Below are 14,961 nucleotides of genomic sequence, written 5' to 3' on the forward strand. Positions count from 1 at the left end.
AACGTCCGCCTAAGTTATCAACGCACGCTATTTTTCACCATACAGCCAGTTCAAGAAGCGGCCGACCAGGGAAATGAAGTGACATAAAAAGAGGATCGTTGCGGATCCTTTTGGCGTTCTCTTAAAACGTTTTTACAAATATTTGTTTGATTTAAAAAAAAGTAGTACCAATTCAGAAAAGTGGGCAACAAGTTCCCCGAGCTATCTACGGATAAATGGTCAAAAACAGAATATATACGGCTTTAATCACCCTTAACAATCTTAGCAAACCCCTCCCGCAACGCCTCATTCCGCGTTTCACCAAAATATATCCAATTATTCTCGTTTCCTTGATTCTGTCCGGTAACAAGTACCTCAGGCTGGCCATTGTGTAGTGTGAATAGGTAGACGTAATTACCTCCAAAACGTGCGCGCATTGAATTTGAATAGATGGCAACGATGGTATACTCGGCATTACTTTGGCCGTTTGCGCTTAGTGCCCAGGTGACGGCTTTGTCGCCGACTGCCATCGCCATTTTGCCGTTTGTGCCATCTGGTTGGGATAATTCGTCAGGAATTTTCAGCCCGTACATATCAGCACTATTTCCCTGCCAGTAACTTTCGTATTGCTGGCCCATCGTCTTTTGCCACTCGCTCATGAATGCGGCAAGTTGCTGACCCTTGGCGCTTGACCACACGGCTTGTTCGCTGCTTGAGCTGACGCGCTGACTGGAATTTGCGGCTTCTTGGCTTGATGCAGATGGCTGCTTCGATGCCGATGAAGAAGAAGCCTTGCTGCTGAAGACCTGTGACTTGCTTGGTGTGCTTGTCTTTTGGCTTGTCTTTTGCTGATTACCGCAGCCTGACAAGCCCAATGCGAAAAGCACCGTGGCGACGCCAATTATTGATTTTTTCATGATATCCCTCCAAAATTACTACCTTTATAGATCATTATACAGGATCGGGGCTCCGCCATTTATGATTAAAAAATTGATCAAAAAATTGCGGTAACTTCCTTTGCATGGTACATTAATTCTTGTTTCCATTGTGGACAATTGATTATAAAACTGGCTGATATTTGTTGTTTAGGCTGATAGTTCGCTTCCCGTCACTTTTAGATGAAGACAGGGATGCTGTTCAATTCACCCCAATTGGCAACAAATTCTTTACAAGTCCTGTTACCACGCATCAGCATCGCAATTTTGTTCCAGAATTATGGCACACGTCCTGATCAATCCATATGGGTCTCAAAGGAGATTAAGATGAAACCAGATTATTTTATTGCAAATAACTTCAAATTGCCGCTCGATGGCACGACGAAGGTTATGGGAATTGTTAATGTCACGCCGGATTCTTTTTATGATGGCGGGAAGTATGAAAACGCTGAATCGGCGGTCGAACATGCTTTATCTTTGGTGGCGCAAGGTGCGGACATGATTGACATTGGCGGGCAGACAACGAAGCCCGGAAGCCAGCCGATTAGCGCGGAAATCGAATTGGGGCGTATCTTGCCGGTGATTTCGGCGTTAAAAGGGAAGCTGGACGTTCCGATTTCTGTGGACACTTATAAACCGCAAGTGGTCGAAGGTGTGATCAAGGCTGGCGTTGATGTCATCAACTTGATTTTTCAGGATGAGGCATCCGAAAAGGTCATTCTTGACATGATTGGCCATACCTCAATGGGCCTGGTGCTTGCCCACAATTCATTCCCGAGAATGTTGGTTCCTGACCAGGCGCTGGAGCAGCTGAAGGACTTTTTCAATGCGCAACAACGACTTTTGCAAGGATATGGCATTGGTGCCGAGCGGGTTTTGTTTGATCCGGCACTTGGGTATGCCTATGGACTGGATTTGGCAGGGAATTTGAAAGTCATCAACGAAGCCAAGACGTTAAGTGATGATTTTCCAATGCTCTATGGCTATTCCCAAAAACAGTTTATCGGCGATTTAACCGGAAGTATCGCTCCCGGGCGCTTGGCGGGGACGCAGGCTGTCACGGCGCACTTGGCGGCTCAAGGCGTGGACTTTGTGCGGGTGCATGAAGTGGCCGAGGCTAAGCAGCTTTTGACCATGCTGAATCAGATTTGGAGGGCGTAGGATGACAGTTGTGATCAAGCTTAATTCGGCAAAATTCCATGCGCACATTGGCGTTTATCCGGAAGAACGGACTATCGGGCAGGATATAGCGATATCAGCGGAAATCACGCTGAAGTTAACCGATCTTGCAATTTTAAAAGCTGACGAGTTAGCCAATACCATCAGCTATGGCGAGGTTTATAAAATCATCGCGCATGAGGTTTCTTTGTCGCAGGACAAGTTGCTGGAGACGTTGGGCGTCAGAATCGTTGAAGCGTTGCAAGCTCGATTTGCGGATAAATTCAGTTCGTTGACGTTGTCGATTAAAAAGATCGCCCTTCCGATTAACGGCATCGTTGATAATGCGGAGGTGTGCATCACCATATGAGCGCTGGTTTTAAGCATACGGCTTTTATTGGCATTGGCAGTAACCTCGGCGATTCCCTGCAAACGGTTAAGGCAGCGGTGGATGTGATTGACGCGGATCCGCAAATTGAAGTGACCGGCAGCTCTTCGTGGTACGATACCAGCCCAGTCGGTTATGAAGCGCAAGCAAATTTTGTGAATGGTGTTATCAAAATCAAGACCAGTTATACACCGATTGAACTGCTGAATGCGTTAAATCAGATTGAGAAAAGATTCAAACGCAAGCGCACGATCCATTGGGGGCCGCGGACACTGGATTTAGACATTGAACTTTATGATGAGGAGACGATCCGAACTTCGCGCCTCGAGATTCCTCATCATGAAATGTTTAATCGTCTGTTTGTTCTAAAGCCACTTGAAGAAGTTTTCGATGGGAACAATGAAATGGTCCTTCGCATTCATGATGCCATTACGAAGATTCAAGGGACACAGCAGATTAGAAAAATAGAGAATTAAAGAGGTGCTCACATGAAGCCGTTTGATCGGGCGTTACTTGAAACGAGCGTACGCAACATTTTAATTGCGATTGGGGATGACCCTGATAGGGAAGGCCTGCAGGAAACGCCTGCGCGAGTCGCGAGCGCCTATGAAGAAATGTTTTCGTCTCTGCATCAGAAAGCTTTTACTGAAAGCAAAGTCTTCAACAGTTCCCTGGCGAATGATGGGGAACTCGTTGTTGTTGCTGATATTCCGTTTTATTCGATGTGTGAACACCATTTGCTTCCGTTTTTTGGCAGTGTCTCGGTTGGCTACATGCCGAAGAATGGCCGGATCATTGGACTTAGCAAAATTCCCAGACTCGTCGACTATGTTGCCAAAAAGCCTAACGTGCAGGAAAACCTGACCAGTCAAATTGGCTTGGAGCTGCAAAAATTAGTCGCTCCCCAAGGCGTGGCGGTGGTCGTGAAGGCCCGGCATATGTGTACCGAAATGCGCGGTATTAAGAAGGCGAATAGTCACACGCTCACGTCTTTTTACTCTGGCGCTTTTAAAGATAAGGACTACCGAATAGAATTCTTGCAGGAAATCAAAAATCAATGAGGTGACATCATGACTGAGCATGATAGCTATCGTAAGATTTTAGCGCGTATTCCCCGGGTGATGCTGTATGATGATTCCTTGAACCGGGTTGATTTGCTTAGAAGGATTTTGAAGCAGTTGGGAAGCCCGGATAAGACGTTTCCGACCATTCATATCTGTGGAACGAATGGCAAAGGCTCAACGTCAACCATGATTGCTCAGATACTGCAAAATGAGGGGTATCGGGTTGGCCTGTTTACGAGTCCGTCGCTTCTTGATGAGCGTGAGGATATTCAATACAATCGGCGGATGATTGCTGAGGATGAGTTTCTCGCTGCGTACGACGTTTTGATTCAGGAAATGGCTGGAATGAATCTGACGCAGGCTGACATTTCTTTTTTTGAGACGTGGTATCTGGTGGCGATTATCTTTTTTGCGCAGAAACACGTTGACTATGCCGTTATCGAATGCGGGCTAGGCGGTGAGCTTGATGCAACGAATGCAACGAGCAATGTCAAATTCGCTGTCTTCACCAAAATTGCGCTCGACCACATGAAAATTCTCGGCAACACAATTGAAGAAATTGCGACCGCCAAGTCCAAAATTATTAAGTCGGATTCGATGAGCGTGATCGATTATCCTGCGCAGGCATCTGTTGCTCATGACATCATCGCGGCGCGGGCCAAGGAGCAACACGCAAAGTTGTGGGTGGATCAAGATTTCGAAATCAACCTGCTCTCCAGCGATCTAGCGTCTAACTTAATTGATGTTCGTCTCAATGGTCGCTGGCATCGTGCCTTGAAGTTCTCACTTGCGGGAAAATATCAGATTGACGATCTTGCGACGGTACTCAAATGGTGCAGCGCTTTTAACGCGAGCGAGCCGCGTAAAATTAAGGATGCTTCAATTCTAGCGATGATCAACTCGGTGACGTTTCCGGGCAGAATGGAGGAGCTCTCCAGCAAGCCCACGCTCGTCATTGATGGTGCGCATAATGTAAATGGCATCGATGCGCTGGTCAAGACACTTCTGACAGTGATCCCCAACCGAAAGTTAACAGTTCTCGTTGGTTTCTTACGCGACAAACAAGTTGCGTTGTGTGTTGACAGGCTGCTTGATTTACCTCATGCGACTTTTGTAGTTTCAACGCCAGACAACCCGGAGCGGGCGATGTCTTCTGATGAGTTATATCGCATTTTTCAAGAGAATGGCAAAATGCAACAGGGCCATCTGGTTTACAAGGCACCCCACGCAAGTGCCGCAGTTGACTATATACGTGCGAATGCAGATGACCAGATGATTTATGCTGCGGTGGGGTCTTTTTACTTTATTAACCAAGTCAAGATGGCGTGGGATTCACGCGGGCCCCAAGCAACTCAGTGAGATGCACGCCTTTTCTCCAAAAAGAAGCGCTAAGTCATGACGCTAGCGACGGTTGTCGTTGCTGCGATGACTTAGCGCTTTTTGAATAGTCTGATAACTGCGATCGATGAATGCTTTTAAATGTTTAAAGCTCAGATTATGAATGTTTGTCTGATGGTTTGGTAATTGAATCGACAATTTTCTGCAAAGCGGTGAGGATATCCGGATCTTGTATTAGGGAAATTGAAGAAGCAAGTCGGGTTGCCTGATTTTCGTCATCGCCAAACGTGAAGAACTCTTGGTAAGTGACACCCAGGCCGTTAATAATCCGGTCTAAGGTACCCATTCGAATATCACCGCGACTGCCGCGTTCAATTCTGGCCAGCATGGAGACATCCATGTTGGCTTTTTCGGCTAACTGTTCTTGGGTCATCGCTTTGCTGAGTCTTAATTCGTGGATCCGTTTTGCAACTCTTTCTTGTAGTGGCAACCTTTAACCCCCTATTTGGCTCGGTCATTACATCAACGCTACCTGACTCCGGATTGAAGGATTAGTGCTGGTTGGCACATATTTCAAAAATAAATAGACTTATTAGACCATAAAGACGTATAATAACAATTGTGATGAGAAACCATCACGAAGCATTTGACTTGGTTATGGATACAATATTTAACCAAAAGATCATACTTTGAAGTTGTATTTTGCATGTTAATCATGCGTGGGGCAGGTTAACATGCTGCTGGGATAGTAGTGGGTACTTCCATTTGGTGGTGGTTAATGGCAACGTTTCTAGTCAACAGGGGGTTGACGATGTGCGCGTTGCTTTTGGTCACTGAACATAAATAAAATCTCATTTACTGGAAAATAACATCGCTGGGGCGAATGTTGCCTACCGTTTATGAGGCGCTCATCAAGTAATTTATATAAAAGGGGGGAGGTTAATAGACGTCATCCGTCAGGTCATTTTAGCTGACATAATCAAGTTAGATCGCTTAAGGTCGGATCGGTCTCTTTAACCATTTATGTTGGCCACTATTTTTGCGAATACTGAAAAGTCGTTCGAGTGTTGGCTAACATCAAGATGTTTGGCAGGAATATGTGTTTTTACGTATAAAAGATACCTCGTCAATCACCATCAAGAGGCTTGGACTCGTTGTCTCAAGCCTTTTTATTTTGCATTGCTAAATTAAGAGAAGTCTGCACAAGCATGACTGGATACACTAGGTAGAAAAAGCACCATTAGCATTTTTGACAAATTTACAAATAATTTTCATAAATTTTATTTTGTAAATGCTATCATGTTCTTGGTCACAGGGGCTGGTTAACGTGACCGTATATGTTTCATAAAAACATTAAGATATGGAGGAGCAAGAAATGGGAAGACAGCAACGGTTTTTGGCAGCAGTGGGGGATCGCGCACATAAAGTCACCTTGGTTCACAGCAAACATCATGGTTGGTTGGCAGTTGGTTTGACAGCTTTTGCATTGGGGGTTACTGGCGTTGGCTTATCGAATCAAGGGCAAGTCGTACATGCCAGTGAGCAACAGCCTTCCGCGCAACAAACGAAAACAAATAATGGCCGGGTTTGGAAGTTGCGGCCTGTTAGTGAAATCGAAGCTCAACTCAAAGCTTCAGGCAAAACGGTTTACGATATTCAGTGGGGCGATACCCTTTCAACCATCAGCGAGGCCATGAACAATAGTGGTTACACGACTTCAGTTGAGCGGTTGGCAGCAATTAACCGGATTGCAAATGTTGACTTGATTTATGCTGGCGCTAAGTTAGCTTTACAGGGTAATGGCGCAAATGCAACCGTCACCACGCAAAATGCGGCAGGAACGAATCAGACCTTCAACTTAAATCCAGCAAAACCGGCGATTGCAAGTGGCGCAAAGCAAGCGGAAACAAAATACACCGTGGTTGGCGGATCGAACGGCTCAACCCCGACTGGAAATACGAACTTAGCTAGTTCTGGACAATCAGGGAACACAACAACAACGCCTAATTCGACTGGCAATGGAGAAACGCCAACAAATGACGCTGCAGCCAAAAAAGCACTAGAAGAAGCAGCGGCAGCCAAAGCAAAAGCCGAGGCTGAAAAGGCGGCTGCAGAAAAAGCCAAGGCCGAAGCAGAAGCTAAATTAACTGCCCTGCTCAATGAAGAGAACAATCAGACACTAACGTCGCTACAGTCCAAGCGCACGGCAGCACAAACCGCGGTTGATACTGCGAAAGCTAAAGTCGATGCAACCCAAAATAAGTTGCAAAACGCCCAAGCTGCGGCTAAGCAAGCCCAAGCTACTTTTGATCAGGCTAATGCTGCCGTGACCGCGAAGCAGAACGAGGTTGATCAGGCAAATTCAGCTGTCAAGGACCTAACCGATCAGATCACGAGTCTCCAAACACAGCTGAATACATTGGCGGGTCAGGTCAAAAACGATCCAACGTCACAAGCCCAAGTTGTCGATGTTAAGGCTAAATTAGCAGTTGCTCAAGAAAAGATCACGGTCTATGAAGGCCAGTTAGCTGATGCAAAGAGTGCATTAACGCAAGCTCAGCAGGCAGCGAGTCAAGCCAACCAAAATCTGACGACGGCTAATCAGAATTTGACCGCTGTCGACAATGAAGCAAAGGCCGCTCAAAATGAGTTTAATCAAGCACAGACAACCTTACAAAGTTTGCCAACATCAGTGACAAGTGCCGATAGTCAGGCAGCCGCGACTGTTAAACAACATTTAGCTGATTTGAATACTAAATTGGATCAACTGAATCAAACAATTGCTGGTTTAAACGAGAAGATTGCGACTTGGCAACAACAATTAGCAAAGGCGCAAACCAATGTTGATACGGCAAATGCCAATATCTCGAAGACGAAAGATCAAACAGCTAAAGTCGATGCCACCGATCATAATGGCACTTTGGCAGAAGGCCAGCAGACAGTAGCTGAAGTTCAAAAGACAGTGCCAACCATTCATGTGCCACATGACACTGAAAAGAATGTCACGATCAACCAAGATGAAAGTGGCCAAACAATCACTAATTTGGATGGTTACAAATTAGTGAAGGCAGGGACACCGGTTAAATCTGTCCAAACGCTTGCCAATGGTGATACGATCACCACTTATACGACAACTAATACTTATCACAAGATTGTCCACACGACCGTTAATAAGACGGTAAATGTCGATGAGGCAGGTCATACTTTGACCAATGTCGATGGCTATACACAAGTTTCCATTTCGAAGCAAGTTGCTGATGACACTGATCCAAAAACCGGTGACGTCACCACGACCGTTACCGTTACGATTGTTTGGAGAAAGACGAATACGACCCCGACTCATCAGACCGTCAACAAGACCGTGAATGTGGACGAAAATGGTAAGGTCTTAACGGATACAACGGGCTATACACAAGTCTCCAGTTCTAAGAGCTCGTCTGATACAACCGATCCAGCAACGGGTGACGTCACCACCACCATTACGACAACGGTTGTTTGGAAGAAGAATGAAACAGCACCAACGCATTTTATCCGTAATGTCATGGTAAATGTTGATGAGACTGGCAAGGTTTTGACAAATACTGATAATTACGAACAAGTTAGTCGGTCAGTTCAGGTTTCAGAGGATACCGATCCAAAATCCGGGAATGTGACGACCACATACACCTTCACCATTGTTTGGAAAAAGAGCACAGACCCCGGAATGACGATTACCAATAGCATCGTCAATAAAGACGACGAGGGAAATGTATTAACCTCAACTGACGGTTATCGTCTCATCGGTTCGTCAACAAGTACGAGCACGCTTACTCTCGGTAATTGGACCAGGAAGATGGTCACTGTAACTTATGTTTACCACAAGCCGCAAGCTAAGACGGTTTATAAAGAAGTTGACGTAGATGAAGGCGGTCGTACTTTAACCAATACCACTGGTTACACAAAGGTTTCCTCAACGCCAACCTCGGCTACAACCACTGATCCTAACAATGGAGATACAGTGACAACGATTACCACGACCAATGTTTGGAGAAATGATGCGGCTGCCGGAACTATTATTGGCAAAATCAAGAGTGTTAACGATGCCGTCACAACCCTCATTAAAGATCAAGTCCAAGTCAAAGATGAGCGGGTATCTGTCGAGCAAGGTCAACAGTACACGGACAACGATTTAACGATGGCCGTGGCGAAGAAATTCAACGTTTTGGTCAACGGCGAACAGGCTCGGACAGGTCACGTGCAGACAACCCTTACCCCGTATCAAAAAGCATATGAAACCGTGGCACAGCGGGCAGTTGAAGTCATGTACAAGTTTGCCCATGTTCGGCCAACCAATCCAGCGCCATCAGGTACGCAGGCTGTCAGCTATGTTGATGGTGAAGGCTACATGCAGCTGAATACCGAAAATATTTCGACTTCTTCTATTTACAAGTCAGACGTTGATGGGGACGCAGATAAACTGAGCACCTTGATTGCCAACGCCATGTTCAAGCAGTACATCATTGATGAACGTCCTGAAAACAATAATGGCCAGACAGGTGGCCACTACCAGAACATCATTAATTCTAACTACAAGAACATCGTCATTGGGATCTATGTAACCGACAATGGTTTCTACTACGCTGCTTCGTCTACTGTTTCGACGGGTGATGATAGTGTCTACAGGGGTTAATTCATTGTTAGTAGCAATGCACGGTTAGCCACGCTGGGCTGCAGGGAAATATTCTGCACGCGGGTTCGATTCCCGCGGTGGTGTTTAGACTTAGTCAGTCTGGATTTCGGTTGGGAAATTAAAAACGCGTCGCAACCAAACTAAAGCGCCCTACAATTGTTAGATAAGTGAACCTAATGATTGTGGGGTGTTTTTGTGTCCGATGCCGCAGCAAGTTTTAGAGAAAATTGTTTCTCGATGTCTGAAGGAAGATATTGTCCATCATGATCTTGGTGTTAGAAACTTCCATATGCGTTGTCATACAGGGGCAATGCTGTCTATCCATATGGTCTAACGAACCCATGTCCACAAGTTTCGAGCACCTTTCCCGGGAAATAGTGGTTTAATCTATATGAGGAGAATGCCTTCATATCACGGCATTTTGGCACCTATCAAATAAATTGTTAGCTATTTGTGACTGCTCATGGCTTACTAAAGGTGTCCCATTGAAAGGAAGTTGTTGCGATGAACGAGTCAATCGGCCAACGAATTCGCAAAAAACGCGAAGAAAAGAAAATGACCCAAAGTCAGGTGGCTGAACGACTTTATGTGACGCAGCAAACAGTCGCACGTTGGGAAAGTGACAAGCATGTACCACCAGTGAAGGCTGTGCAGGATTTGGCCAAATTATTTAATGTCGATGCTGCTTATTTCTTTGGCGAAGACCGGATTGTGGCACGCCACTTCAATTTCTTTGCGTTTCTGGGCAGTTTGCTCTTTAATGTTTTATTTTTCTGGATCCCTGCCGTTTTGCTTGTGTCCTTACAACTTACTTTGTGGGGCAGCGTTGGCGCGTGTTTAGTGGCTCCAGGTGCCGTAATCTGGCAGGCTATCGCCGGGATCAAAGCGTTTACTATAACGCGAATGGTTTTCAGTTTAGTCATGCTCGGCGGTGCTATTTTGGTGGTGCCGATTCTTTGGAAAATCACCAAATATCTGGGCCGAATTTTGCGTGCGTATTATCGTTACAACATTGACGCGATCGTCTACGAAGTGGTGCCAAAGTCGCATGACGATCACGCTTGATGCCAGGAGGTGCCAGTGATGACAGTTATTTTGAAGGCAATAGATGTGAGAAAAAGCGTTAAACGACAAGGAAGTCGAGGCGAAGAGTTTGAAATTCTGCATGGCATTGATTTGGAGGCTTCCGCTGGCGAATTTGTGAGCATCGTGGGGCCTTCTGGTTCTGGCAAAACAACACTGTTACGATGCCTGTCCGGACTGAGCCGACCTACATATGGTGAAGTACAAATAAACGGTCAGTTATTAAGCAAATTATCTGAACGAAAAATGGCTATTTTACGCAGAAATACCATTAGCTATATTTTTCAATCGTATAATTTGTTGCCAGCCTTGCCAGCATATGACAATATCGTGTTGCCTCTGCAGTTAGCGCACCAAAAAGTCACACGTGAAGCAGTGCAGCAATTAATGAACGATTTGCAGTTTAAAGCGGATTTATCACAACTGCCGGCTGCGTTATCAGGTGGCGAGCAGCAAAAAGTAGCCATTGCCAGAGCTTTAATGATGCATGCTAAAGTGATCTTTGCTGATGAACCGACTGGCGCTTTGGATTCCATTTCACGTCAAGTCATTTTTGCTCGATTACGGGCACTGGCAGATAGTGGCATGTGTGTCGTGATGGTGACACATGATATTGAACAGGCAACGCATACGGATCGAGCTGTTATCTTACATGATGGCCGGATTGATGCGGTTTTCAATCACCCCACGGAGCAAGCATTGTTTGCTGCGATGCGTGAATCGGAGAAGGTGGCGCCATGATTAAGGCAAGTTTGTTGCAGTTTCGTTATTCGTGGCGGGTTTGGATGACGGCCAATTTTGTCTTTATGGTTGCTGGGTGGCTGGTAGGTTTTTGCATGACCGGTTTTGTCGGTCTAGACACTCTGAGCGGCCTTGTCGACGATCCTAAGCCTTTATTTATCATACCGATGATCTTTGGCAGCATGACGCTTTTCTTCGTACTTGGTGGGGTGATTCGCGGTGTTTTGCGAATTCTGCGACAGGATTACGAGCTTTGGGCCATTTTAGGGGCGGCTCCGCGCCAAGTTGCCTTGTTAGTCGCCACGCAGCTTGCATTTCTCGGCAGTATCGGCGGGTTCACCGGGTACTTTCTGGGCATCATGACAGTCACGCCGTTCTATGGGTTGTTACAACAGCTTTTTGGTCAAAAATGGTTGCCAAATGCACCCTTTCATTTTTCACTAATGGGATTAGTCGAAACGTGTACCATTGTTGCGGTAACTTGTTTTGTCTCGGGGCTCGCAAAGACCCACGGCGCATTAAAACGGCTTGGCACTAGCCATCGTCACCGTTACATACACCTCTCATTCATTTTGAGCGGCTTGGCATTTCTTGTTTTGCTTTCGGCTGCTGTACGGATCATACTTCAACCTGCTGTAAAACAGACATTCGATCAAATGACGCAGCGAGCTGGCAATCAGTTTTTCTTAGCATTTGTAGCGCTGGCTTTCTTGCAATTGGCTGCAGGGAGGCAACTATTGGCGCACTTCTTTGCCTTCTTGAAGCAATATCTTCCCTTGAAACGTCAAGCAATTATAGGAACGGCGAGCTATCAGGTCATTGCAAATTCGGAGCGTCTGGCGACAATGCTTGTGCCCATTTTGGCAGTCCAGACACTTGGCATCGGCCTGTATAGCTCGTTGTATGGTTTTACACCAGCAGGTCAAGTAGATGTTCAAAATGCGCTGCTTTCATTTATTGTTTATGTTGGCGCGCCGGTCATCATAGTCGTTGCAAATATCGTGTCAGTGGCAATGTTAAGGGGACGGCAGCAGGGAGTAAATTTAAATCAACTGCATCAGATTGGATTCACTACCGGACAGTTGATGCTGGAACGTTTGTCTGAAAGCATCATCTGTTCAGTAGGCTTCTATGTTGTTGCCGTCGTCGGCAATCTTAGCTTGTATGGTTTACTAGCTACTGCCTGTGCTAAGGCGGGTTTAACTGTGAATATCGATCTTGACCTTATGTTCCTTCTCCCATGTTTGATGGCCACTGCAGTGGGATTGATCTTGTTTGGCATTGATTGGATTGGAATTCAACGGTGGGCGGTGCTTTTTCGGAATCGCTAAAAGTATTGTTCAACTGGTCAGTGAAGCCGTGTCGTTTTCAGGCTTTATAAAAAGGCAGCCCCACAAGCTATTTCAGCCGGTGGCGTTGCCTTTTTGAAGTCGTATTTATTGCCCATAAATTGCTTTCAGCCCAGCAATATCGCCGCTAGAGAGTTGCGTGACCCCGCGCGTGATCGGATACATGACCGAGTCGAGAGATTTACTGTGATCTAAGCCGAGCGCGTGGCCCAGTTCATGCATGGCGACGGCTTCGTTGATGGATTGCGCAGGGTAGGTGAGGTTGAGACTGGCGCGGGCATGGTTGATGACTGTGACCTGCGTACCCATGGTTTCAACAATGATGGTCGGGCCGCCTTCACCAAGTTCGGTGGCACCGAGGTCTTGCTCGCTCATGCTTTTTTGATAACTTGAAAAAGTAATTTGGTTGTCATTCTTTTTACCTTTGCCAGGGATGAGTTTGACGATGCCGGTTGCGTTATAGGCGCGGACAGCTTTGTTGAAAACGTTGTGTTCTGACTGCGGCAAGTTGGCATCAAAGTGATAGTAATAAGTTTTTCTGAGGTGACGGCCTTGAACGATATTTAAGGCGGGGGTGGTGTCGTCTGAGGTACTGGTCGAAGTGGCTGATTGGCTGGTGTTGCTGGCTATCAGGCTACCAGATGAGGCTTGGCTGCCCTGATTAGCTTGATTATTGCCATTCAACCATCCGGAGACAGTGCGTGTGGCAGTGTTCCAGACTTGGGCGATGCCGCTTTTGACGGTTTGGCGCGTCGCAATTGGCAGCGGACTCTCTGTGCTATAAATTAAGAAGACTCCCGCCACAAGTACGATCACCCAGAATAAGCGATTACGGTGTTTCATGGATGGCCTCATTTCTAAAAGAAGTTTGCCGAGGATCTAGTGTTATTCTATGCTAATTTGGAAGACTTGTCGTGAAGCTTTAGGCTGATGTTTGAATGGCATGGCGAAACAGGAACTTACTTTGACAAGTGGTGAGATGATCATACCGGATAATCACCCATTCGTCATGAAAAAAGCTTCGACACGGCCATTAGCGGAAATGTATGGAGGAGAATCATGCCTGATTTAGATCGGATCGTAAATGCCTATGACCTTGGGCAGATTATAAAAGTGACGCCGATGACCAATGGGAAAAGCGGTCGTGCGTGGCGTGTAGAGACTGATACGGCAACGGTTTTGGTGAAGACGGTTGCCGATGTCGCCCGCGCGTCCCTTGAGTTTGCCTTAACGCAGGCGATTCAGGCGGAAGATCGCGATGTAACGCCAGCACTTTTGTCAACCACAGACGGGCAACCGTTTGTGACGATGGATCACCAGGTCTATCGCGTTCAGAATTATTGGGAGCAAGCTGAAATGAAGCTGGCCCTAGCTGCAACATTGGCGTGTTACCGAAATATTCGAGTTGCACTGGATCGGTTTGAATATCCTTGGTCGCCTGACGATTCGCATTCGTTGGATCGACTTTGGGAAAGTCAGCGAGTTAGCTTAGTCCAAAATTGGCCCGGCATTTATGAACAACTGACACCAATGATCACGCAACTCGAAACAATTGACCGCCAGCAGGAAACATGGGTGCATGGCGATCTCGGTCGTTGGAATTTACTTCCGTTGGCCAACGAAAAAGTTGCGATTATCGATTTTGGTGAGGCACGTCGCGGCCCTCGGTTTCTGGACTTTGCCGCACTCTTTGATAGCTTCATGCCGCGAGATGTGAATGCAGTCAAGATGTACAAGGATCGTTTTTGCGAATTGGCGAGGATTGAGAAGGAGGATCACCGTATCTTTTTAGCGACTGTTCAATTGTGGCTAGTGAAGGGGATGTTGGTTGCAGTGGAGAAAGCGCCGGAACATGTTCAAAATTTTGGGGATCAAGTGCAACTGGTTGGCAATTTGTCATCATGATTGCAAAAGAGTTCCATGCAGTCTCGGGGTATTGCATAATGAAAATTGTTAAGAAAAGAGGCATTTCATATCGCATAGTTAAAGGAGATGGGCAACATGGCCGAGGTAGATAACGAGAAAAGAATTGAAAATGCAGTTAACAGTCATACAGATGCCGATACAGAAACTGTTAATGTGCGGATCATCAATGCTATACAACACGTTCCCATTCAAGAAATCCATTCGTTGCAAGAATTTGAGGATCTTTATCGAGATGAAGACTGAACGTGCAAAAGGAGTTCTCATTAATGCAGTTGGTTCTTAACAAGAATACAAGATAATTAACCGTGCACAATTGATTTTGTCCCGCATA

At 46.1% G+C, this 14,961-nt stretch carries 14 protein-coding genes; 11 read left to right on the forward strand and 3 right to left on the reverse strand.

The features are described from left to right. Positions 1–242 precede the first annotated feature (242 nt). Positions 243–896 carry a DUF4767 domain-containing protein gene (locus LACZS1_RS06015; protein ID WP_070650122.1) on the reverse strand — a complete coding sequence of 218 codons (654 nt, stop codon included), beginning with the start codon at positions 894–896 and terminating at the stop codon, positions 243–245. Positions 897–1,241: 345 nt separating this feature from the next. Here LACZS1_RS06015 and folP point away from each other — a divergent pair, with 345 nt between their 5' ends. Genes folP through LACZS1_RS06040 form a run of 5 tightly spaced genes read left to right on the forward strand, consistent with a single transcriptional unit; the run spans position 1,242 to position 4,883 of the window. After that, positions 1,242–2,075, forward strand: a complete 834-nt coding sequence (gene folP, locus LACZS1_RS06020; RefSeq protein WP_172493466.1) for a dihydropteroate synthase — start codon at positions 1,242–1,244, stop codon at positions 2,073–2,075. 1 nt (position 2,076) lies between these two features. Next, positions 2,077–2,442, forward strand: a complete 366-nt coding sequence (gene folB, locus LACZS1_RS06025) for a dihydroneopterin aldolase (protein WP_047105662.1) — start codon at positions 2,077–2,079, stop codon at positions 2,440–2,442. Beyond that, on the forward strand, positions 2,439–2,936 hold the full coding sequence (gene folK / locus LACZS1_RS06030) for a 2-amino-4-hydroxy-6-hydroxymethyldihydropteridine diphosphokinase (RefSeq protein WP_070650121.1): 498 nt from the start codon (positions 2,439–2,441) through the stop codon (positions 2,934–2,936). Before folB ends, folK begins: the two co-directional genes overlap by 4 nt. A 12-nt stretch (positions 2,937–2,948) precedes the next feature. After that, positions 2,949–3,521 (forward strand): GTP cyclohydrolase I FolE, encoded by a 573-nt coding sequence (gene folE / locus LACZS1_RS06035; protein WP_070650120.1) that lies wholly within the window; start codon positions 2,949–2,951, stop codon positions 3,519–3,521. A gap of 9 nt (positions 3,522–3,530) precedes the next feature. Continuing rightward, positions 3,531–4,883, forward strand: a complete 1,353-nt coding sequence (locus tag LACZS1_RS06040; RefSeq protein ID WP_070650119.1) for a bifunctional folylpolyglutamate synthase/dihydrofolate synthase — start codon at positions 3,531–3,533, stop codon at positions 4,881–4,883. A 136-nt stretch (positions 4,884–5,019) separates the two neighbouring features. On the opposite strand, the gene LACZS1_RS06045 is transcribed toward LACZS1_RS06040, so the two are convergent. Then, a complete protein-coding gene (locus LACZS1_RS06045; RefSeq protein ID WP_070650118.1) occupies positions 5,020–5,352 on the reverse strand; it encodes a helix-turn-helix domain-containing protein in 333 nt (110 codons plus the stop codon). Positions 5,353–6,237: 885 nt separating this feature from the next. Here LACZS1_RS06045 and LACZS1_RS06050 point away from each other — a divergent pair. The 4 genes from LACZS1_RS06050 to LACZS1_RS06065 all read left to right on the forward strand — a co-directional run bounded on the left by LACZS1_RS06050 (position 6,238) and on the right by LACZS1_RS06065 (position 12,686). After that, on the forward strand, positions 6,238–9,531 hold the full coding sequence (locus LACZS1_RS06050) for a LysM peptidoglycan-binding domain-containing protein (protein WP_070650117.1): 3,294 nt from the start codon (positions 6,238–6,240) through the stop codon (positions 9,529–9,531). Positions 9,532–10,035: 504 nt separating this feature from the next. Further along, a complete protein-coding gene (locus tag LACZS1_RS06055) occupies positions 10,036–10,596 on the forward strand; it encodes a helix-turn-helix domain-containing protein (RefSeq protein ID WP_070650116.1) in 561 nt (186 codons plus the stop codon). Positions 10,597–10,614: 18 nt separating this feature from the next. Beyond that, positions 10,615–11,355: an ABC transporter ATP-binding protein gene (locus tag LACZS1_RS06060; protein ID WP_070650115.1), complete on the forward strand. Its 741-nt coding sequence runs from the start codon at positions 10,615–10,617 to the stop codon at positions 11,353–11,355. Next, positions 11,352–12,686: an FtsX-like permease family protein gene (locus LACZS1_RS06065; RefSeq protein ID WP_070650114.1), complete on the forward strand. Its 1,335-nt coding sequence runs from the start codon at positions 11,352–11,354 to the stop codon at positions 12,684–12,686. Before LACZS1_RS06060 ends, LACZS1_RS06065 begins: the two co-directional genes overlap by 4 nt. 105 nt (positions 12,687–12,791) lie before the next feature. On the opposite strand, the gene LACZS1_RS06070 is transcribed toward LACZS1_RS06065, so the two are convergent. Next, positions 12,792–13,547 (reverse strand): matrixin family metalloprotease, encoded by a 756-nt coding sequence (locus tag LACZS1_RS06070; protein WP_070650113.1) that lies wholly within the window; start codon positions 13,545–13,547, stop codon positions 12,792–12,794. Between the two features lie 216 nt (positions 13,548–13,763). Here LACZS1_RS06070 and LACZS1_RS06075 point away from each other — a divergent pair, with 216 nt between their 5' ends. Then, positions 13,764–14,609, forward strand: coding sequence for a phosphotransferase (locus LACZS1_RS06075; protein ID WP_070650112.1), 846 nt, complete (start codon positions 13,764–13,766; stop codon positions 14,607–14,609). 96 nt (positions 14,610–14,705) lie between these two features. After that, the gene (locus tag LACZS1_RS06080; protein ID WP_168165289.1) at positions 14,706–14,873 is read left to right on the forward strand and encodes a hypothetical protein; all 168 of its coding nucleotides are present in this window, start codon (positions 14,706–14,708) and stop codon (positions 14,871–14,873) included. The last annotated feature ends 88 nt before the right edge of the window (positions 14,874–14,961 follow it).

Source organism: Lacticaseibacillus zeae subsp. silagei (assembly GCF_030770335.1).
Lineage (GTDB): Bacteria > Bacillota > Bacilli > Lactobacillales > Lactobacillaceae > Lacticaseibacillus > Lacticaseibacillus zeae.

Excerpts from the sequence above, each read along its gene's own strand:
- LACZS1_RS06015 (WP_070650122.1), bottom strand. The coding sequence starts at position 896 with ATGAAAAAATCAATAATTGGCGTCGCCACGGTGCTTTTCGCATTGGGC.
- folP (WP_172493466.1), top strand. The coding sequence starts at position 1,242 with ATGAAACCAGATTATTTTATTGCAAATAACTTCAAATTGCCGCTCGAT.
- folB (WP_047105662.1), top strand. The coding sequence starts at position 2,077 with ATGACAGTTGTGATCAAGCTTAATTCGGCAAAATTCCATGCGCACATT.
- folK (WP_070650121.1), top strand. The coding sequence starts at position 2,439 with ATGAGCGCTGGTTTTAAGCATACGGCTTTTATTGGCATTGGCAGTAAC.
- folE (WP_070650120.1), top strand. The coding sequence starts at position 2,949 with ATGAAGCCGTTTGATCGGGCGTTACTTGAAACGAGCGTACGCAACATT.
- LACZS1_RS06040 (WP_070650119.1), top strand. The coding sequence starts at position 3,531 with ATGACTGAGCATGATAGCTATCGTAAGATTTTAGCGCGTATTCCCCGG.
- LACZS1_RS06050 (WP_070650117.1), top strand. The coding sequence starts at position 6,238 with ATGGGAAGACAGCAACGGTTTTTGGCAGCAGTGGGGGATCGCGCACAT.
- LACZS1_RS06055 (WP_070650116.1), top strand. The coding sequence starts at position 10,036 with ATGAACGAGTCAATCGGCCAACGAATTCGCAAAAAACGCGAAGAAAAG.
- LACZS1_RS06060 (WP_070650115.1), top strand. The coding sequence starts at position 10,615 with ATGACAGTTATTTTGAAGGCAATAGATGTGAGAAAAAGCGTTAAACGA.
- LACZS1_RS06065 (WP_070650114.1), top strand. The coding sequence starts at position 11,352 with ATGATTAAGGCAAGTTTGTTGCAGTTTCGTTATTCGTGGCGGGTTTGG.
- LACZS1_RS06070 (WP_070650113.1), bottom strand. The coding sequence starts at position 13,547 with ATGAAACACCGTAATCGCTTATTCTGGGTGATCGTACTTGTGGCGGGA.
- LACZS1_RS06075 (WP_070650112.1), top strand. The coding sequence starts at position 13,764 with ATGCCTGATTTAGATCGGATCGTAAATGCCTATGACCTTGGGCAGATT.
- LACZS1_RS06080 (WP_168165289.1), top strand. The coding sequence starts at position 14,706 with ATGGCCGAGGTAGATAACGAGAAAAGAATTGAAAATGCAGTTAACAGT.